21 protein-coding genes are annotated in these 19,851 nt (G+C 36.0%); all 21 read left to right on the forward strand.

The window, feature by feature from the left end:
* The first annotated feature begins 74 nt into the window (after positions 1–74).
* The 21 genes from HBB17_RS11850 to HBB17_RS11950 all read left to right on the forward strand — a co-directional run bounded on the left by HBB17_RS11850 (position 75) and on the right by HBB17_RS11950 (position 19,729).
* Complete coding sequence (locus HBB17_RS11850) at positions 75–1,772, forward strand: glycosyl hydrolase family 18 protein (protein WP_238483737.1); 1,698 nt, start codon at positions 75–77, stop codon at positions 1,770–1,772.
* A 261-nt stretch (positions 1,773–2,033) separates the two neighbouring features.
* The gene (locus HBB17_RS11855; RefSeq protein ID WP_167957713.1) at positions 2,034–4,103 is read left to right on the forward strand and encodes a glycoside hydrolase family 31 protein; all 2,070 of its coding nucleotides are present in this window, start codon (positions 2,034–2,036) and stop codon (positions 4,101–4,103) included.
* Positions 4,104–4,308: 205 nt separating this feature from the next.
* Positions 4,309–5,025 carry an N-acetylmuramoyl-L-alanine amidase gene (locus HBB17_RS11860; protein WP_167957714.1) on the forward strand — a complete coding sequence of 239 codons (717 nt, stop codon included), beginning with the start codon at positions 4,309–4,311 and terminating at the stop codon, positions 5,023–5,025.
* A 173-nt stretch (positions 5,026–5,198) separates the two neighbouring features.
* The gene (locus HBB17_RS11865) at positions 5,199–6,254 is read left to right on the forward strand and encodes an L-threonylcarbamoyladenylate synthase (RefSeq protein WP_167957715.1); all 1,056 of its coding nucleotides are present in this window, start codon (positions 5,199–5,201) and stop codon (positions 6,252–6,254) included.
* A gap of 18 nt (positions 6,255–6,272) precedes the next feature.
* The gene (locus HBB17_RS11870) at positions 6,273–6,725 is read left to right on the forward strand and encodes a low molecular weight protein arginine phosphatase (RefSeq protein WP_274380786.1); all 453 of its coding nucleotides are present in this window, start codon (positions 6,273–6,275) and stop codon (positions 6,723–6,725) included.
* 2 nt (positions 6,726–6,727) lie between these two features.
* Positions 6,728–7,156 (forward strand): ribose 5-phosphate isomerase B, encoded by a 429-nt coding sequence (gene rpiB / locus HBB17_RS11875; RefSeq protein WP_167957717.1) that lies wholly within the window; start codon positions 6,728–6,730, stop codon positions 7,154–7,156.
* A 617-nt stretch (positions 7,157–7,773) separates the two neighbouring features.
* The gene (locus HBB17_RS11880; protein ID WP_167957718.1) at positions 7,774–8,109 is read left to right on the forward strand and encodes an AtpZ/AtpI family protein; all 336 of its coding nucleotides are present in this window, start codon (positions 7,774–7,776) and stop codon (positions 8,107–8,109) included.
* Between the two features lie 82 nt (positions 8,110–8,191).
* Positions 8,192–8,572 (forward strand): ATP synthase subunit I, encoded by a 381-nt coding sequence (locus tag HBB17_RS11885; protein WP_167957719.1) that lies wholly within the window; start codon positions 8,192–8,194, stop codon positions 8,570–8,572.
* Between the two features lie 65 nt (positions 8,573–8,637).
* Complete coding sequence (atpB, locus tag HBB17_RS11890) at positions 8,638–9,348, forward strand: F0F1 ATP synthase subunit A (protein WP_408609348.1); 711 nt, start codon at positions 8,638–8,640, stop codon at positions 9,346–9,348.
* Between the two features lie 15 nt (positions 9,349–9,363).
* Entirely contained in the window at positions 9,364–9,618 is a 255-nt protein-coding gene (gene atpE / locus HBB17_RS11895) for an ATP synthase F0 subunit C (RefSeq protein WP_167957720.1), read from the forward strand.
* 41 nt (positions 9,619–9,659) lie between these two features.
* The gene (gene atpF, locus HBB17_RS11900) at positions 9,660–10,229 is read left to right on the forward strand and encodes a F0F1 ATP synthase subunit B (RefSeq protein ID WP_330588216.1); all 570 of its coding nucleotides are present in this window, start codon (positions 9,660–9,662) and stop codon (positions 10,227–10,229) included.
* Entirely contained in the window at positions 10,217–10,762 is a 546-nt protein-coding gene (atpH, locus tag HBB17_RS11905) for an ATP synthase F1 subunit delta (RefSeq protein WP_167957721.1), read from the forward strand. The genes atpF and atpH overlap by 13 nt, the downstream gene beginning before the upstream one ends.
* 145 nt (positions 10,763–10,907) lie before the next feature.
* A complete protein-coding gene (atpA, locus tag HBB17_RS11910; RefSeq protein WP_167957722.1) occupies positions 10,908–12,419 on the forward strand; it encodes a F0F1 ATP synthase subunit alpha in 1,512 nt (503 codons plus the stop codon).
* Between the two features lie 14 nt (positions 12,420–12,433).
* Positions 12,434–13,321, forward strand: coding sequence for an ATP synthase F1 subunit gamma (gene atpG, locus HBB17_RS11915; protein ID WP_167957723.1), 888 nt, complete (start codon positions 12,434–12,436; stop codon positions 13,319–13,321).
* A gap of 20 nt (positions 13,322–13,341) precedes the next feature.
* Positions 13,342–14,733, forward strand: coding sequence for a F0F1 ATP synthase subunit beta (gene atpD / locus HBB17_RS11920; RefSeq protein ID WP_167957724.1), 1,392 nt, complete (start codon positions 13,342–13,344; stop codon positions 14,731–14,733).
* A gap of 97 nt (positions 14,734–14,830) precedes the next feature.
* Complete coding sequence (gene atpC, locus HBB17_RS11925) at positions 14,831–15,250, forward strand: ATP synthase F1 subunit epsilon (protein ID WP_167957725.1); 420 nt, start codon at positions 14,831–14,833, stop codon at positions 15,248–15,250.
* A 418-nt stretch (positions 15,251–15,668) separates the two neighbouring features.
* Complete coding sequence (locus HBB17_RS11930; protein ID WP_167957726.1) at positions 15,669–16,403, forward strand: LytR/AlgR family response regulator transcription factor; 735 nt, start codon at positions 15,669–15,671, stop codon at positions 16,401–16,403.
* Between the two features lie 238 nt (positions 16,404–16,641).
* Positions 16,642–17,550, forward strand: a complete 909-nt coding sequence (locus HBB17_RS11935) for a hypothetical protein (RefSeq protein ID WP_167957727.1) — start codon at positions 16,642–16,644, stop codon at positions 17,548–17,550.
* Positions 17,551–17,584: 34 nt separating this feature from the next.
* Positions 17,585–18,118, forward strand: a complete 534-nt coding sequence (locus HBB17_RS11940) for a hypothetical protein (protein ID WP_167957728.1) — start codon at positions 17,585–17,587, stop codon at positions 18,116–18,118.
* Positions 18,119–18,339: 221 nt separating this feature from the next.
* Positions 18,340–18,894 carry a PadR family transcriptional regulator gene (locus HBB17_RS11945; RefSeq protein ID WP_167957729.1) on the forward strand — a complete coding sequence of 185 codons (555 nt, stop codon included), beginning with the start codon at positions 18,340–18,342 and terminating at the stop codon, positions 18,892–18,894.
* 64 nt (positions 18,895–18,958) lie between these two features.
* Positions 18,959–19,729 carry a CPBP family intramembrane glutamic endopeptidase gene (locus tag HBB17_RS11950; RefSeq protein WP_167957730.1) on the forward strand — a complete coding sequence of 257 codons (771 nt, stop codon included), beginning with the start codon at positions 18,959–18,961 and terminating at the stop codon, positions 19,727–19,729.
* Positions 19,730–19,851 lie beyond the last annotated feature (122 nt).

A 19,851-nucleotide genomic window follows, 5' to 3' on the forward strand; every position in this document is an offset into this window, starting at 1 on the left:
AAATGACAAGAAAATACTGTTATAATTGTACGTAGAGTATCGTATTAACATGAAATAGTTATGGAGGAACCTACATGAAACAGAAGATTAGATTAACGATCATCGGTGTAATCTTATTCTTGGCAATTGCCATTACAGCGGGAATCACAATGTATAGCAAATTTGCTCCCAGCAAAAAAGTCATGAAGCTAGAAGACTATTACCAGACAGCTGGTGATGATAGCAGTGTTGTTCTTGTACTACAAGATAAAATATATGAACAAAGAGGAAAGCTAATCGATGGTCAGATCTATGTTGACTATGATACGGTTGTAACATATTTTAATAAACGGTTTTATTGGGATGATAACGAAAGTTTGTTGTTATATACAACACCAACAGAAATTATCAAAACAGAAGTAGGTAGTAAAGATTATTATATAAACAAAAGTAAAAAATCCATGGAGTATGCCATAGCAAAAGTGGAAGATGGAGTTGTCTATATTGCACTAGACTATGTAAAAGAATATTCTAATCTGGAATATACAATGTATGAAGATCCAAACCGTGTGGTAATTACCTATATATTTGGAGAAGATTATCTATTTGCTGATATAAAAGAAGCGACACAACTTCGTTATAAACCTTCCATTAAGGGAGATATCTTAAAGCAAATGAAAAAAGGGGATCGGGTACAGATTATTGTCGATGAAGAAGAGGTAAATAAAAACTTTACAAAAGTTATTACCGAAGACGGTATTATTGGTTATGTGAAGAACTCCATGACAAAGAACTCCTATTATGAAGCAACAGAAAGTAAGATGAAAGAACCTGAGTATACAAGTATTACCAAAGATCATAAGATCAATATGACGTTTCATCAGGTAACAAATCAAACGGCTAATAATCATGTATTAGAATTATTAGGGAATACAAAAGGTGTTACAACAATTTCACCAACATGGTTTAAAGTGTCAAGTGTAGAAGGAAACGTAGATTCTTTGGCAAGTGAGACGTATGTTCAAAGGGCACATAATTATGGTGTAGAAGTTTGGGCGTTGGTTGATGATTTTACCAATGCAATCGATATGTCCGAATTGTTATCGTATACAAGTAGAAGAGAAAAATTATCAAATGAATTAATCGCATTAGCGATCAAATACAATCTAGATGGACTGAATATGGACTTTGAAAAGATTCCAGAAGCAGCAGGAAAAGATTATATTCAATTCTTAAGAGAAATGTCTGTAAAATGCCGTAATAATGGTATAATTTTATCGGTAGATAATTATGTACCAAGTGCGTATACTTCTTATTATGATAGGGAAGAACAGGGTATTCTTGTGGATTATGTAATTACAATGGCTTATGATGAACATATCAATGGTTCTGATGGAAGTGGTTCAGTAGCTTCAATTTCATTTGTATCAGATGCGGTGACGAACGTACTAAAAGAAGTTCCAGCAGAGAAAAACATAATTGCAATCCCGTTCTATACTAGATTATGGGAAGAAACAGCAGACGGTGTTACAGCAAAAGCATATTCAATGGATCAGGCACAGGCAATACTAGATCAGAATAACGTAGAGGCAACTTGGGATGAAGAAACCAAACAGTATTATGGTGAATACGAAAGTAGCGGAAACACATATAAGATCTGGCTGGAGGAAGAAAAATCTCTAGAGGAAAAGCTAAAAGTTATTTCAGAGAATAATGTGGCTGGTATTGCTAGCTGGAAGCTTGGGCTGGAACGCAGCAACGTCTGGAGTGTAATACTAAAATATGTAAACTAATTCGTTCTTTGTTTGAACAATCAAACAAGTGATAGAGTTTGGTTAGATGGAATTCCCATGCAATATTTTCAAAAGAAAGTTTGCATGGGAATTTTTAATATAGTAGGAAAGTCCTCCGACTTGCCTATTATATAAAACCCTCTAGGGGATGCGCACTCGCATATAAGGTAGTGGTAGTGCAGATGTAAATTTGTACAAAGATCCTTTTGCATCTTACATCATGCCGTATAAGAAAAGAATGGATAAAAGGAGGAAAAAGGTATGCATTTTACAAGTGAAGGGAATCGTTTGGTATGTATCAACCAAACAGAAAAAATGTGGATCGAACCATGGGGAGAGAATGCATTACGTGTACGTATTACAAGAGATGGTCAGATGGACCACAATGATTGGGCTTTAACAGAAGAAGTGAAAGCTATTAAGGCGGACATTAAGATTGAAAATGTGGACATTGTAGAACCTTGGTATAAGGGAGAAGAGAGAGCAAAACATGTCCAGAACTTTTCTATTGCAAGCATTCAAAATGGAAAGATTACTGCAAAGATTAATCATGAAGGCTGGCTGTCTTTCTATAATGAAAAAGGTGAAGCTGTACTGGAAGAGTATTGGAGAAATCGATACCGTATTGATCGCTATTGTGTACCATATTGTGTAGATGCCAGAGAATTGAAAGCAATACCAGGTGGCAGTGATTATCATGCAGTTCTTCGTTTTGAAGCATATGAAGATGAAAAAATATTTGGTATGGGACAATATCAAGAGGGAAATCTAGATAAAAAAGGAGCAATCCTTGATCTATGCCAGCGTAATACGCAGGCAAGCGTACCATTTATGGTGTCCAATCGTGGTTACGGATTATTGTGGAATAATCCAGCGATCGGTACGGTTACATTCGGTACCAATAAGACAGAATGGGTTGCAAGAAGTACGAAGAAGATTGATTATTATATTACGGTTGGGGATACCCCTTCTCAGATTCTGGAACAATATACAGCAGTAACTGGACGTGCCCCAATGATGCCGGAATATGGTATGGGATTTTGGCAGTGTAAATTACGTTATCGTTCACAGGAAGAATTATTAAATGTAGTAAGAGAACATAAACGTAGAGGCCTTCCGATGGATGTAATTGTAGCAGACTTCTTCCACTGGACAAAACAAGGTGACTTCAAATTTGATCCAAAGTACTGGCCGGATGTTGAAGCAATGACAAAAGAACTAAAATCCTATGGTGTTGAATTAATGGCATCTGTCTGGCCAACAGTAGATTCAAGAAGTGAGAACTTTGCAAAAATGAATGAAGAAGGCTTACTTGTGACTTGTGATCGTGGTGTAAGTATCCATATGAACTGGATGGGAGAAACCGTATTCTTTGATGCAACAAATCCAAAATCCCGTCAATATGTTTGGGAGAGATGCAAAGAGAATTACTATGATAAAGGTGTTAATCTATTCTGGTTAGATGAAGCAGAACCAGAGTTTGGACCATACGATTATGATATCTATCGTTATCATCAAGGAAGTGCGTTACAATGTAGCAATATCTATCCGATGATGTATGCAAAGGGATTCTATGATGGTATGAAAGCAGAGGGTAAAGAGGAACTAGTGAACCTGGTTCGGTGTGCATGGGCTGGAAGTCAGAAATACGGCGCCTTAATCTGGTCAGGTGATGTTCATTCTTCTTTCCGAGCTATGAGAGAACAGTTACAGGCTGGTTTAAATATGGCTATGGCAGGTATTCCATGGTGGACAACGGATATAGGTGGTTTTCTTGGTGGTGATATTACCGATGAAAAATTCCACGAGCTTCTGGTACGTTGGTTTGCATGGGGAGTATTTTGTCCTGTATTCCGTCTACACGGGGAACGTCCTCCATTCTATGAGTTAGAAGAGGAGTTTGTTGATGGTGTTCGTCAGTTCTCTTCAGGACAAGATAATGAAGTATGGTCATTCGGCGAAGAAAATTATGAAATCCTAAAAGGATTCCTATTTATGAGAGAACGTCTTCGTCCATATATTAGAGAGTGTATGAAACAGGCACATGAGACAGGAAGTCCTGTTATGAGACCAATGTTTTATGAATTTCCAAATGATTTGGCATGTTGGGAGTTAAAAGACCAGTATATGTTTGGTCCAGATCTTTTGGTAGCACCAGTCATGGAAGAAGGAATGAAACAAAGAAGCGTATATCTTCCAGAAGGAATCAATTGGGTTGATGCAAAAACAGGAACATCTTACAAGGGTGGGCAACGTGTTAGCGTAGATGCACCAATGGACACAATTCCATTGTTTGTGAGAGAGGGAAAGAATTATCCAATCTACGAATAAACTTGTTCGCATTATATACATAGAAAAATATAGTGAAAAAATGGTTTTCGTGAACGCGAGTGACAAGATATTTTTGTCGCTCGCGTTTTGACGTATATTAAGTTTCATTTCCCCTTACAGAGAATACATTCTCTTACCCCATAGTTCTTAATCTTTTATAAAGAACATAAAATAGTATGAAACTAAGATGGTAGGATATGTGGTAATGAGTAAAAAGAAGATAATTACTATGGTTGCAGCAGCGTTGCTTTTGCTAGGGTTATCAACCGTTGTTGGGATAAAAACGTACTCCGTATTTAGTGAAAGGGAAAAGGAATCCTCACCACTGATACCAAAATGTACGGTTATACTAGATGCAGGACATGGTGGATTTGATCCTGGTAAAATCGGAGTAAACAATGCTTTAGAAAAAGATATAAATTTGATCATAACAAAAAAATTAAAATTTCTCTTAGAAGCAAATGATGTACAGGTAATTATGATTCGGGAGGAAGATAAAGGATTATATCAGGAGTCTGATTCGAATAAGAAAAGTGCAGACTTAAAAAAGCGTGTGGAAATCATTAATTCAAGTGATGCAGTAATCGCAGTAAGTATACATCAAAACTCCTTCCCTGAGGAAAAATATAAGGGTGCCCAAGTTTTTTATCATAATAAATCACCAGAAGGAAAAATTCTAGCAGAAATGTTACAGGAACAGATTAAAAAGACAATTAATGATGGAAATAACCGATTGGCAAAATCCAATGAAAGTTACTACATGCTAAAAAAGACGGAATGCCCGCTTGTTATAGTAGAATGTGGTTTCTTATCAAACTGGTCAGAAGCAGATTTGTTAACAACAGAGAGTTATCAAGATAAGATGGCATGGTCAATTCACCTTGGAATCTTATCCTACTTAAACAAATATGTGTATAATTAAGTGTTTCCAAGTGGAAGTTCACATTACTTTTATAGAGTAAAAGTGATTTCGTCAATTGCTATACAAAACCGCGAAAATAGAAAAGGTATGCAAATTACATAACTAGTGTTATAATAAAGTCGATTAAGTTGATTGACCAGAATCAACTTACTTAAGAAAAGGTGATGAAAATAATGAAAACAATAGTTAAGAAGATAAATGAACAGGATATGGAACCTGGTTGTTTGCGGGAAGCAGCAACTATATTAAAAGAAGAAGGCTTAGTGGCATTTCCGACTGAAACGGTATATGGTTTAGGAGGGGATGCACTGGACTTTGAAGCTGCAAAAAAAATCTATGCGGCAAAGGGACGTCCATCGGATAATCCGTTAATCGTGCATATAGCAGATGTAGATAGTCTAGAAGTATTAGCAAAAGAAGTACCTGAAAAAGCATATATACTAGCGAAACACTTCTGGCCAGGTCCGTTAACTATGATTATGAAAAAAAGTGAGGTAGTCCCAAATGGCACAACGGGTGGATTGGATACGGTTGCAATTCGTATGCCGAATAACAAGATTGCCTTACAACTGATACGGGAATCAGGGGTATACATTGCGGCCCCAAGTGCCAATACGTCAGGTCGGCCAAGCCCTACAAAAGCGGAGCATGTGGTAGAAGATTTGTCTGGGAAAATAGATATGATCCTTGATGGAGGTCCTGTAGGAATAGGACTGGAATCCACTATTTTGGATTTAACGGGAGAGATTCCGACCATTTTAAGACCGGGTTATATTACAAAAGAAATGTTAGAAGAAGTGATCGGACCAGTTACGATTGATAAGGCAATCTTATCAAAAAATATAGATCCAAATGTAAAGCCAAAGGCTCCTGGAATGAAATATAAACACTATGCACCAAAAGCGGATCTAACCATTGTAGAGGGACCTGTTAATGCAGTTGTCAGAGAAATTAATGCTTTAGCTAAAAAGCAGAGAGAACAAGGAAAATGTGTTGGAATCATCGCAACAGATGAAACGTATGCAAAGTATCAGGCAGATGTGGTAAAGACCATTGGTTCCCGTGAAGATGAAGAGCAGATTGCAAGAGGACTTTATGGTATACTACGAGACTTTGACGAATTAAAAGTGGATGTGATATACTCAGAAGGGTTTGCAGAAAGTAATCTGGGGCAGGCTATTATGAATCGATTGTTGAAAGCAGCCGGTTACCAAGTAGTGGAAGTGTAACAACGGAGGTGGAAATTATTGATAAAATATGAGAGATTAATATTTGTTTGCACGGGAAATACTTGTAGAGGTCCGATGGCAGAAGTAATATTTCGAAGTTTAGATACGGAAAGTGATATAGAGATCATGTCTCGTGGATTGGTGGTATTATTTCCTGAACCTTCAAATCCTAAAGCAGATACTGTGTTACGAAACCATAATCTATCCATAGGAGATCATATAGCGAAAGCGCTTGAACAAGAGGATATTGATGAGGATACGTTAGTGCTTGCTATGACACAAGAGCAAAAAGAAAAGGTGCAAAGGGATTATGAAAATTGTACCAACGTGTATACACTAAAAGAATTTGTTGGAGAAGATGGGGATGTAAGCGATCCTTATGGACAAAGTCTTACAGAATATGAAGAATGTTACGTTGAATTAGCAAGACTGATTAAAAAAACAGTCTATAAACTGAACGAGGAGGATTAACGATGATAGCATTAGGATGTGATCATGGCGGATATGAGTTAAAAAAAGAAGTGATCAAATACTTGGAGGAAAAACAAATTCCATATAAGGATTTTGGCTGTGACAGTACAGATTCTGTGGATTACCCTGTTTATGCAAAAAAGGTTGCGAATGCAATTGTTTCTGGAGAATGCGAAAAAGGGATATTAATTTGTGGAACGGGAATTGGTATATCCATTGCTGCCAATAAGATAAAGGGAATTCGTGCGGCTTTATGCCATGATGTATTTAGCGCAGAAGCAACAAGACTTCATAACAATGCCAATGTACTTGCTATGGGTGGAAGAGTGGTAGGTCCAGGACTGGCAATTAAGATTGTTGAGACATTTCTTGAGACAGAGTTTTCAAATGATGAACGCCATATTCGTAGAATAACGCAAATTGAAGAATAAGAGTAAAGCCATATTGCCTCTGTATTGAGATTTAATATGGCTTTTATTTAATATGATGATGTGATAGGAAGATTCAATAAGAGGATACAAGGGGTAAAGGAGCGTATTTTTATAGATGGATGTAAAAATGTGATTTAATTCCCGCAAAACGTATTAATAAGTAATCTTGCTACTAAAAAGTAGAAAATAATAGGGAAAATTACAATAGTGTATAATTGTGTAAAGATTAGGGCAAATAGACTATTTAAGAAAATAAACAATTTGTTATATGAAAATAATACCAAATTAGTAAAATAGATGCAAAAACAACTTAAATAATTCTATAATATGCCAATAAATTAAGCAGTTGGAAAAGATTAAGTGACAATTTCATGTGTATTTTGTGGACTTTTTTTAAATTAATGGTATAATAAATTTATGATTTCATACAATATGGAAGTATTTTCACAATATTCGCACAAGTTGTCGATTATATTATGGTAAACATTTTTTCTATCTTTTGATATTGTAATACTATTATTGAGTACAGAAGAGTTAATGGGAAAGGGAAATCCTTCACATGGCACTTTGTGCCTTGTACAAAGTCATCAGACTTTTGAAAGGGTATGGAAGTAACAATGAAGAAAGAAAATAGAGTAATATTTCGTGCACTAAGTTTAATCTCGCAGGTCGGAATAACCTTGTTAACTACTGTATTCATAGGTATTTATATTGGGACAAAGATGGATGGGCATTTTGGTACTAGCTACTGGTTTCCAATATGGTTGGTTATTGGTTTGCTCGCTGGATTTCAGAATATTTTCAAAATGGTCAGATGTTTTTATGCAAAAGATAAAGAGAAAGAGGACCAAGAACTTGCTTATTTTGAGAGCTTGAGAAAAACAGGGAATCAAGATACGGAAAGCAAAAGTTCTGTTAAAAACCAAGGAAATACGAATAGAGAAAAAGAATAAAAACATAGTTTATAGTATGTGAACGATTTACTTGGCATAGAATGCTGGATTTTGAAAGGAGTTTTATTATTGTATGAAAAACATGAATGACACGTTAAAGGATTTGCTCTTTGGAATTGTTATATCAGCGGTTATCGTTAGTATAATTGGAATGATGCTTACAGATAATAAGGTGACCTATCTTTTAGGAGTACTATTAGGAACCGTTATTGCAATCATGCTGGTAATTCATTTGAATGCAACTATATCGAAAGCTCTTGATATGACTGCGGAAGGAGCAACAAGGTACACGAAGAAGATGGCGATTCTTCGTATTATTATTATGGGTTGCGCAGTTGTAATAGCACTAACATTTTCAGAAGTGTTCAGTTTAGTGGGTACAATATTAGGCATACTAGGCCTTAAATTCAGTGCTTATTTACAACCGTTAACTAATAAATTTATTACTAAAAAAATATTTTAACGAAGGAGGGTGAGAACGTGTATCAAGGGATGGCTGCCGTTTCCGGTAGTTTTGCCAAAATGGGTATGTTGCGTGCATCCCAAGATGTTGATTTTGGTATTACCGGTTATCAGGAATATACGTTGTTCGGACAAAAATTATATTTCACGACAACACATATTTCAATAATTATTGTTATGTTGGCATTAATTATATTTGCCGTAATTGCCAATCGAAAGATTAAGAAAGCAGATCCCAATAAGGTACCAGGTACGTTTTTGAATATTGTCGAGTATATGGTGCAAGCAATTGATGACTTGACGTTGACGAATATGGGTACAAAGCATGGAGCGAAGTTCTCTAATTATATTGGTACAATATTTATATTCATATTATTGTCTAATATATCTGGTTTGTTCGGACTTCGACCACCAACTGCCGATTATGGTACAACGTTGGCACTAGCTTTAATTACTTTTGTGATGATTCATTACAATGGCTTCAAATATCAAAAGGCAAGTCATGTAACAAATTTATTTAAGCCGTTGCTACTGACACCAATCAACATTATCGGTGAAATCGCAACACCAATATCAATGTCCTTACGTTTATTTGGTAATATTTTATCTGGTACAGTTATGATGGGTCTCATTTATGGTCTGTTACCAAAAATCATAACATTAGTGTGGCCTGGTTTTTTACATGCATATTTCGACGTATTCTCTGGAGCAATCCAGACATACGTATTTTGTATGTTAACGATGGTATTTATTTCAAACACATTCGAAGAAGATTAAAGGAGGAATTTAATTATGGAAAGAGCTATTGTATTAGCAGCTTCTGCTATTGGAGCAGGTATCGCAATGATCGCAGGTATTGGTCCTGGTATTGGACAAGGTTATGCAGCAGGACAAGGTGCAGCTGCAGTTGGACGTAATCCAGGTGCAAAAGGTAACATCGTTTCAACAATGTTACTTGGACAAGCCGTTGCAGAAACAACAGGTTTATATGGTTTCGCCGTAGCAATCATCTTATTATATGCTAACCCACTTTTAGGAAAACTGTAAGTTAGGGCTTAACAAAGACTTAACGGAAGGGAGGTCAAAAAGTGAGTAGTATTATACTTGCAAGTTCAGGTGTACTTGAGGCTAGTGAAGGCATGGCAGGAAGAATCTTTGGTTTGGATCTGCAGATGATTGTTGATGCAGGTATTCTTGCATTAGCTGTGCTTGCGTTATTCACGCTATTATCATATCTTCTGTTTAATCCTGCAAGAGAGTTGATGAGAAAACGTCAAGAAAAGATTCAATCGGAAATGGATTCTGCAACGACACAAAAAGCAGAGGCAGAAGCTTTCAAGGCAGAATATGACAGCAAATTAAAAGGTGTGAATAAGGAAGCAGAAGAAATTCTTAGCCAGACAAGAAAGAAAGCACTGAAAAAAGAAACAGAGATCGTAGAGGAAGCAAAAGTAGAAGCAACTCGTATTATCGATCGCGCAAATAAAGAAGCTGAGCTTGAGAAGAGCAAGATGAAGGATGAAGTGAAACAAGAAATGATATCCGTTGCTTCAATTATGGCTGGCAAAATCATATCTACTTCAATTAATGAGACGGAACAATCAAAATTAATTGAAGATACATTAAAAGAGATGGGTGATGATACATGGCAAAGTTAGTTTCAAAAACCTATGGTGAAGCATTATTTGAACTTGCCCTAGAAGATGGAACACTAGATACCATTATCGAAGAAGTTACGGTAACAAAGCAAGCAATTGCGGAGAATGGTGATTTACTTAAGCTTTTGAATCATCCCAAAATCGATAAAGAGGAAAAAGTATCTGTAATTGAGAATATATTCAAGGGAAGAGTATCCGACACATTGGTTGGATTTCTTGTTATTATTGTTCAGAAGGACAGATACAATGAACTTTCTGCAATATTTGAATATTTCCTAGCGAAGGTTAGAGAATATAAGAATATTGGGGTAGCTTCTGTAACATCTGCAGTTATATTAACAGAGGAACAAAAGGAGCAAGTGAAGCAAAGATTGCTTCAAACGACAAAGTACAGCCAATTTGAAGTTACTTATCTTGTGGATAAGTCGATCATTGGTGGATTGGTTATTCGTATTGGTGACAGAGTTGTGGATAGCAGTATTCGTACAAAATTACAAATGCTTGCAAAAGACTTAAGAAATGCAACTGTGTAGACTTACGAGGGACAAATCAGGTGACAGCGCAAGACCAATTATAGGATTATTGTAAAGGTAAGAGTGATGAAAACAATAAGAATGGATATAACAGGTTTTGCATTGTTACATTCTATAAGAACAGGAAAGAAGGTGCTTATGTATCATGAATTTGAGACCAGAAGAAATTAGTTCTGTAATCAAAGAACAGATCAAGAATTACAGTACAAAATTAGAAGTTTCAGATGTGGGTACTGTAATTACAGTAGGTGATGGTATTGCACGTATTCACGGTCTTGAAAAAGCGATGCAAGGTGAACTACTTGAATTTCCTGGCGACGTTTATGGTATGGTATTGAACCTAGAAGAAGATAATGTAGGTGCTGTATTACTTGGTGATACCAAGAATATCAACGAAGGTGATACAGTGAAAACAACAGGTAGAGTAGTAGAAGTTCCTGTTGGTGACGCATTACTAGGTCGTGTAGTAAATGCACTTGGTCAGCCAATCGATGGCAAGGGACCAATTGATTCCAATAAATATCGTCAAATTGAAAGAGTAGCATCTGGTGTTATTTCAAGAAAATCCGTAGATACGCCATTACAAACAGGTATAAAAGCAATCGATGCCATGGTACCAATCGGACGTGGTCAACGTGAATTGATCATCGGGGATAGACAGACTGGTAAAACAGCTATTGCACTTGATACAATCATCAACCAAAAAGGACAAGATGTAAAATGTATCTATGTAGCAATTGGCCAAAAGGCTTCAACGGTTGCAACAATCGTTAAAACATTAGAGGAACACGGTGCGATGGACTACACAACTGTAGTTGCTTCTACAGCCAGTGAACTTGCACCATTACAATATATTGCTCCATATTCAGGTTGCGCTATGGGTGAGGAATGGATGGAGTCAGGACAAGATGTATTGATCATCTATGATGATTTAAGTAAGCATGCAACTGCTTACCGTACACTTTCCTTACTACTTCGTAGACCACCAGGCCGTGAAGCATATCCTGGTGATGTATTCTATCTTCATTCAAGACTACTTGAAAGAGCTGCTCGTTTGTCTGATGAATTAGGTGGTGGTTCTTTAACTGCTTTACCAATCATTGAAACACAAGCGGGAGACGTTTCTGCTTATATTCCAACTAACGTTATCTCCATCACAGATGGTCAGATCTACTTGGAAACAGAAATGTTCAATGCAGGTTTCCGTCCGGCTGTTAATGCAGGTCTTTCTGTATCACGTGTTGGTGGTTCTGCACAGATTAAAGCGATGAAGAAGATTGCAGGTCCTATTCGTATCGACCTTGCACAATATCGGGAATTAGCATCTTTTGCACAGTTTGGATCGGATCTGGATGCAGATACCAAAGAAAAACTTGCGCAAGGTGAAAGAATAAAAGAAGTTCTGAAACAACCTCAATATAATCCAATGCCAGTTGAGTATCAGGTTATGATCATCTACGCTGCTACGAAGAAGTTCCTTCTTGATGTAGAAGTTAGTAGAATTCTTGAATTCGAAAAAGAATTCTTTGAATTTGTGGATACGAAGTACCCAGAGATTCCATCTGCTATTAAAGCGGAAAAAGTGATCAGTGATGAGACAGAAAGCGCACTTGTAAAAGCTATTGAGGAATTCAAAAAAGAATTTAATCGTGGATAGAGAGGTGTGATGGTATGGCCTCAATGAGAGAGATCAAGAGACGTAAAGGCAGTATACAAAGCACCCAACAGATTACCAAAGCCATGAAGTTAGTATCAACAGTTAAACTTCAAAGGGCGAAGGGAAGAGCAGAAAGTTCCAAGCCATACTTTGATTATATGTATGATACGGTAAGTTCCATGCTCGCAAAATCCGGCAATATCTCTCATCCATACTTACAGGCTGGCGATTCACCAAAGAAGGCAATCATTGTGATTACTTCGAATCGTGGTCTTGCAGGTGGATACAATTCGAATATTACAAAGTTGGTTCGTAACTCAGATATTAAGAAGGAAGATGCTGTAATCTATGCCATTGGAAGAAAGGGAAGAGATTCCCTTGCCCGCTATGGTTATGAGATTAAAGCAGATTATTCAGAAGTGATTAATGATCCAATGTATAAAGATGCGGCAGAGATTGGTGCGGCGGTACTAGAAGCGTTCTCCAATAATGAAGTAGGCGAGATCTATCTTGCTTATACCAGATTTAAGAATACGGTAAGTCATATCCCAACCATGATCAAATTATTGCCAGTGGATTCCACTATGGCGAAGAAGGATGAAGATCAGGAGCAAAGTTCAGAAGCGAAAACCATTGAAGAGTTAACACTTATGAACTATGAACCAGAAGCAGAAGAAGCTTTGGATATGATCATTCCGAAATATATGAACAGCTTAATCTATGGTGCTTTAGTAGAAGCACTTGCCAGTGAAAACGGTGCAAGAATGCAAGCTATGGATTCAGCAACCAATAATGCGGAAGATATGATTAGCGACCTTACGTTAAGTTATAACCGCGCAAGACAAAGTTCCATTACGCAAGAATTAACAGAAATTGTTGCCGGAGCTTCTGCAATAAATTAGTAGAGGAGTGAAAGAGAAGAATGGCAGATAAAAATGTTGGTAAAATCACTCAGATTATCGGTGCGGTACTTGATATTAAGTATAGTGAAGGAAAACTTCCTGAAATATATGATGCAATTGATATCCCTACAGCAAATGGCAGTAAATTAGTTGTAGAAGTAGCGCAACATCTAGGTGATGATACAGTTCGGTGTATCGCCATGGGTCCTACCGACGGATTGGTTCGTGGTATGGATGCAATTGCAACAGGTGCACCTATATCTGTACCAGTTGGTGAAGCAACACTTGGACGTATGTTCAATGTACTTGGTCAACCAATTGATAATAAACCAGTGCCAGATGGCATTGCGTTTAATCCAATTCATAGAAAAGCACCTGCATATGAGGAACAATCAACATCAACAGAGATTCTGGAAACAGGTATCAAAGTAGTTGATTTGCTTTGTCCTTATCTTAAAGGTGGTAAGATCGGTCTGTTCGGTGGTGCTGGTGTAGGTAAAACAGTTCTTATTCAGGAGCTGATTACCAATATTGCAACAGAACATGGTGGATACTCTGTATTCACTGGTGTTGGTGAAAGAACAAGAGAAGGTAACGACCTTTACTATGAAATGATGGAGTCCGGTGTTCTTAATAAAACAGCCATGGTGTTCGGTCAGATGAACGAGCCACCTGGTGCGAGAATGCGTGTTGGTCTTACAGGACTAACGATGGCTGAGAACTTCCGTGATAAAGAAGGAAAAGATGTATTGTTATTCATCGATAATATTTTCCGTTTTACACAAGCTGGTTCTGAGGTTTCAGCGTTACTTGGACGTATGCCAAGTGCCGTTGGTTACCAACCTACCCTACAAACAGAAATGGGTGCTCTTCAAGAGCGTATTACGTCTACAAAGAGTGGTTCCATTACATCTGTTCAGGCAGTATACGTACCAGCCGATGACTTAACGGACCCTGCTCCAGCAACTACCTTTGCTCACTTGGATGCAAAGACCGTACTTTCTCGTTCCATCGTAGAACTTGGAATCTATCCAGCAGTAGATCCACTAGAATCTACTTCAAGAATCCTTGATCCACGTGTTGTTGGAGAAGAACATTACAGTGTTGCACGTAAGGTACAGGAAATCCTTCAAAAGTACAAAGAATTACAAGATATCATCGCAATTCTTGGTATGGATGAGTTATCAGAAGAAGAAAAATTGATTGTATCCAGAGCAAGAAAAGTACAGAGATTCCTATCACAACCATTTAACGTAGCAGAACAGTTTACAGGTTTAAAAGGTAAATATGTACCAATCGCTGAGACAATCCAAGGCTTTAAAGAGATTATTGAAGGTAAGCATGATGATATACCAGAAAGTTATTTCCTTAATGCAGGTAATATAGATGACGTACTTGCTCGTGTTAAGTAAGACGTTCCTGTGAAAAGTTGCAGGAGATTCTATAAATCAAGTAAGATAAATGACTTGGTATATAGAGTCGTAGTTACTGGAAAGTCGAGGTGCTATAATGGCAGATACAAATACATTTGATCTACAGATTGTTACACCTGACCGTATATTCTTCCAAGGCGATGCGCAGATGATTGAACTTAAGACAACAGAGGGTGACATTGGTGTGTTAAAAGGGCATATTCCTTTAACTGCGATTGTTGCTCCTGGAGTGCTTAAGATTACAAATGGAGAAGAAGTCAAGGAAGCTGCTTTATTAAGCGGATTCCTTGAGATTCTTCAGGATAAGGTTATTATCTTGGCAGAGTCTTGCGAATGGCCGGAAGAAATTGATGTGAACCGTGCCAATGAAGCAAAGATTCGTGCAGAACGTCGTCTCAAAGGAACGGATTCTGGACAGGTGAATGTAACTCGTGCAGAGATGGCGCTACGACGTTCGTTAGTTCGTATTGAATTAGCCCAGAAAACTGGACGCTAATTTATTTGAATGGACGTTAGTTTGTGGTGTTCATTATAGGATGAGAATACAGAAATTATAATAAAAGAATATTATTTTGAAAAACTAGCCTTGGGGCTAGTTTTTTGCGTATCGGGATTCATTACATTTAGAAAATGCTATAAAAAGTCTGAAGGCGAAGCAATTGTCTATATTGTTAAGAGCAGAGATTTATGTCAGGAGTATTACAGGATTGCTAGAACTGGCGATCGTGTAATACTCCTTATTTATGTAAGGTACAAGGGATTATTATCATTTCATAAGTTAAGTGTAAGTTAGGTAAATTGATGTAATAGTAGCGTGTTTAAATATAGAAAAAAAAGTATAATATTGAAAAATAATGGTACACTGTGATATACTACTTAATAAACTTTATTAACAAGATAGAAAGGAAAAGTATATGCTTAACATTACAATTTGCGAAAATGATATATTCACTTGTTCCTTTATTGAAGACACAATTTTAAAATATACGAATAGAAAAAATATAAAAGTTGATATAGGTGTTTTCTATAAAGGAGAAACACTATACAAATATCTTAATAAAACTGATTATAATTATATAAGCTATATAGATATTTTATTTATAGATACTGAATTAAAAGAACTAAGCGGAATAGATGTTGGTAATTATATAAGAAATGAACTTAAAAATGAGTTGATACAAATTGTATATATATCTAATAGCGATAGTTATGCTATGAAACTATTTAAAATTCGTCCATTTGATTTCCTTCTTAAACCACTAAAAAAATGTGAAATCATTGAAGTGCTTGATAAAATACTGAACTTGAAATTTAATACTGATATTTTTTTTGAATATTATATAAAAGGTAGCTATTTTAAAGTTGCCTTGGATAATATTATATATTTTAAGAGTGAAGGTAAAAAAGTTAATATAGTAACAAAAAAATTAGAGGAGAATAAACAGTTTTATGGGAAAATAAGTAATGTGCAAAAAGTGGTAAATCCACAAAATTTCTTGTTGGTTCATAAATCTTTTTTAGTACAATATAAGTATATAGTGAACTATACTTATAATAGTTTAGAAATGATAACAGGAGAAATTATTCCGATTAGTCAAGCAAATAGGAAATCTGTTAGATTAACATTACAAAGTCTTAGACAAAACTAAATGGTAAAAAATGCTAAATTGAGTGTATGTTTTGTCAATTAAAAAAAATACGTCATATAATCATATATAATTTATCAAGAAAGGAGGGTAAGTAAATATGAAAGGTTGATATAGTCTTATTTGTAAAAAGTTTAATAAAGCATATCAAATTTACATCCTTTTTTTATTATTACATTAGGACTACCTTATTGTAGACTGTTAACTATATTTATTTATTGAATTTAAAAGGAGAATGTGAATGAAAAAAATAAGTTTAATTTTGGCGGTAACGATGTTTCTAATTTTACCAACAACTAAAGTATGTGCAATGGACTCAAATGTAGGATCAGATAATACCGATGGTTCTATATATATGTCAGCTGAAGAAAAAATGAATTTTAAATCGACTAATGATCAAAAGTTTCAAAATGATATGATAGAGGGTAGAGCAAAAGAGTATAATAAAGATTATGTGGAATCATTAATGTTAGAAGCGGCAATTGAGAGTACTGAAAATATAACTGATATTTATTCGGAACTTGAAACATATGGTTGTTATGTTATGAATCCAATTGAAACTGATAATAACAAATCTATAAAAAGTTTTGCTAGTTCCGATTCTAGTGATGTTTCATTATCTACGCCAACGGTATATTACAATGCATATAATAATACATGGACAGTAACATGTGGAGGTTATTGGAAGACTACTAATTGGCAAAAAGATTTTCTTACAACAGGTAATGTTGGAGGACAAGATGGATTTGGTGTAGGTTTTACAAATACCTCGGGTTCATATAAATCTGCTGTAGTAAGTTGTAGTGCTTTTATAACTGATGATAAAGGGACATATGTTTCCACATCTAATCGATCAGATGGTGATGGAAGTAAGGGGTTTGGTTTTAGATTACAAGACTATGTGCGAACAACAGGTCTGTATAATTACTATATTGGATATAAGTGGAGTGGACTATGCAATTACGATACGTGGTTTGGTAATTATAGTGGAATAGCAACTGCTTATTATATTCATACATATAAATCAGCTTCGATTTCAAGTGTAAGTTTTGGAGTAGATGGAAAAAATGCTGGGATTAATGCATCAATTTCAAACGAATCAAATTCATTTCAATGTTTTAGTAATGACAAAAAATTTGGAGTACAATAGTATAGTATATAATGGTTGAGAAAAGGTGGAAGTTATGCTAAAAAAAATGATTAGGTATGTAGTTGTGTTTATCATTGTCATATTATTTTGTGGTGGTTATTATTTATACAAACTTTCGAACTTACCGAAAGAAGGAGATGTGGACATACAAGCATCTTTACAGTATGATTACGCACAGAAAGGATATGACTTAGAACTATATATTAGTAAACATCGTAATAGCCATACAATAATTTATCCATACATTGATGGGCTAAGCATATATACTTTTTCTCAGACGAATTCTTCGGCGCTTTATGTTCCTGACTCAATTGGCTATGATGGAATAACACAGAATAAGGCAAAAGAAAGATTACGAGAGAAAACATATCAGAACTCATTTGAGAATTTAGTTGGCTTTTGGATACCTGACGATGAAGGTAAGTATGAGACAAAGTTGTTTTATCCAAAGGATAACGATAGTGCTTACATAAATAACGCATACGTTGTTTGTGTCACGAAAACAGAGTTATTTGGAAAAGTATATACATGTTCGAAAATTGTTTCTGTTACAAATCCAAATGAATAGAAAACGATTGAAGGAGTATTATAGGATTGCTGAGATTAGCAATTGTGTAATACTCCTTTATTATGGTGCGAAGAAATATGTATTTCATGTTTCACTTGTACAAAAAGTGTGATGAAATGATTTGTGGAACATCAAAAAGTAAGAATTATAACATGCTTGACAAATATATCAGGTTGATATATAGTTAATGTATCAAACTGATATATATGAAAGGGTACAATATGGCGAATGCAAAAAAAATCGATTGTGTCATTCTTGGCTTACTTAGTCATGAAGCACTTACGGGATATGATATAAAAAATCGAATGGATACAACGCTGCGTATGTTTTGGGGGGCTAGTTATGGTAGTATCTATCCTACATTAAATAGCATGATGAAAGAGGAGCTGATTGTAGGAGAGAATATAAGTACCAATGGTAGGGAGAAGATTCAGTATACCATAACAGAAAAAGGACACCAGTATCTTGTACAGTGGTTGAATAAGGAAGTAGAAAAGGATGAGCTTCGTTATGAAACCTTACTAAAAGTATTTTTTGGTAGAGAATGTGGAGTGGAAGTGACGATTCATCATATTGAAGCTTTTGAAAAAAAGATTACGGAGGAACTGCAGTCGTTGCAGATGATGGAGAAGGTTCTAGAAGGATTGAATACGACGGATCAAACACATATCTATTATCTTCTTACAGCGAAATTTGGTGTACAGACATACCGAGGCTATCTGCAATGGTGTAAGGAAGCCAAGAAGTTATTAAGGACGATTGAGAAGAAGGAATAGTAGGAGAGAAGATTATTGTAAGTTGTTCGATTGAAAGGATATGATGAAGACTATGAGGGAACAAATGAAAAAATGGGCTAATACACACACGATTTTGTTTGGAGTGATTGTTGTAATTCTTTGCATGCCAGTAATCTGGGGAATTACCTTCCCCATTCTCAAACCACTTGAAAAGGGATATAATTGGACTATAAAGTATGGGTTAAGTGCATTATGTGCACTTGGAATTGCATATGGTGCCTTTCAGGGGAAATTGTTTTCTCTACATGCAAAGGGGTTTTGGAAAGGGTTAATCAGTTTTGGTTTACTTGGCGTCCTTGGAGCAATTGGTGCGTTCTTTTTTAGTGGAGGTGAGGTGGACTTAAGCCCATCTATTCCAACCTTCCTATCATACATAACAATGAATTTCGCGATTGCAATTAGTGAAGAATTAATCTTTCGTGGAATTATACTAAATCATATGTTACACGCATTAAAAAACCGTAAAGGATTGGTATGGCAGGCAGTTATCGCCTGCAGTGTTGTCTTCGGGCTTCGTCATTTGCTGAATCTGATTACAAAACCGGATGCAGTTATTATGACTATGACACAGGTGATATTTACATTTATGGCGGGTTGCTACTTATGTGCTGTTTACTTACGAACAAAAAACTTGTGGGTCTGTATTATGATACATTTCCTGGAGGATTTTTCTACCTCCATATGGGAGATTTATTCCTCAGAGGTGGCAAATGCAGTAGGAAAAGATATTAACATGGTTTCTGCACTTGGAATGGTGGCAATTCAGATACCGTATGTTATATTTGCGATACTTATGCTAAAAGATAAACGATAGTGTCAAATGATTTATGAAAAAAATGAGCAAAGAAAAAAGGCTCAGATGAACCTTGAAAATTGCAGATATTATAGGTTGTGGTAGCTTGCCGCCACCCTTGACAGCACGAAAAAGAACTGCTG

It is taken from the genome of Anaerosporobacter faecicola, from assembly GCF_012070565.1.
GTDB classification, from domain to species: Bacteria; Bacillota; Clostridia; order Lachnospirales; family Lachnospiraceae; genus Anaerosporobacter; species Anaerosporobacter faecicola.

Coding starts and splice junctions, on each gene's coding strand:
- atpG (WP_167957723.1), top strand. CDS start 12,434: ATGGCCTCAATGAGAGAGATCAAGAGACGTAAAGGCAGTATACAAAGC.
- HBB17_RS11865 (WP_167957715.1), top strand. CDS start 5,199: ATGAAAACAATAGTTAAGAAGATAAATGAACAGGATATGGAACCTGGT.
- HBB17_RS11850 (WP_238483737.1), top strand. CDS start 75: ATGAAACAGAAGATTAGATTAACGATCATCGGTGTAATCTTATTCTTG.
- rpiB (WP_167957717.1), top strand. CDS start 6,728: ATGATAGCATTAGGATGTGATCATGGCGGATATGAGTTAAAAAAAGAA.
- HBB17_RS11930 (WP_167957726.1), top strand. CDS start 15,669: ATGCTTAACATTACAATTTGCGAAAATGATATATTCACTTGTTCCTTT.
- HBB17_RS11945 (WP_167957729.1), top strand. CDS start 18,340: ATGGCGAATGCAAAAAAAATCGATTGTGTCATTCTTGGCTTACTTAGT.
- atpC (WP_167957725.1), top strand. CDS start 14,831: ATGGCAGATACAAATACATTTGATCTACAGATTGTTACACCTGACCGT.
- atpA (WP_167957722.1), top strand. CDS start 10,908: ATGAATTTGAGACCAGAAGAAATTAGTTCTGTAATCAAAGAACAGATC.
- atpB (WP_408609348.1), top strand. CDS start 8,638: ATGTTGCGTGCATCCCAAGATGTTGATTTTGGTATTACCGGTTATCAG.
- HBB17_RS11860 (WP_167957714.1), top strand. CDS start 4,309: ATGAGTAAAAAGAAGATAATTACTATGGTTGCAGCAGCGTTGCTTTTG.
- atpD (WP_167957724.1), top strand. CDS start 13,342: ATGGCAGATAAAAATGTTGGTAAAATCACTCAGATTATCGGTGCGGTA.
- atpE (WP_167957720.1), top strand. CDS start 9,364: ATGGAAAGAGCTATTGTATTAGCAGCTTCTGCTATTGGAGCAGGTATC.
- HBB17_RS11935 (WP_167957727.1), top strand. CDS start 16,642: ATGAAAAAAATAAGTTTAATTTTGGCGGTAACGATGTTTCTAATTTTA.
- HBB17_RS11940 (WP_167957728.1), top strand. CDS start 17,585: ATGCTAAAAAAAATGATTAGGTATGTAGTTGTGTTTATCATTGTCATA.
- HBB17_RS11885 (WP_167957719.1), top strand. CDS start 8,192: ATGAATGACACGTTAAAGGATTTGCTCTTTGGAATTGTTATATCAGCG.
- HBB17_RS11880 (WP_167957718.1), top strand. CDS start 7,774: ATGAAGAAAGAAAATAGAGTAATATTTCGTGCACTAAGTTTAATCTCG.
- atpH (WP_167957721.1), top strand. CDS start 10,217: ATGGCAAAGTTAGTTTCAAAAACCTATGGTGAAGCATTATTTGAACTT.
- HBB17_RS11855 (WP_167957713.1), top strand. CDS start 2,034: ATGCATTTTACAAGTGAAGGGAATCGTTTGGTATGTATCAACCAAACA.
- HBB17_RS11950 (WP_167957730.1), top strand. CDS start 18,959: ATGAAAAAATGGGCTAATACACACACGATTTTGTTTGGAGTGATTGTT.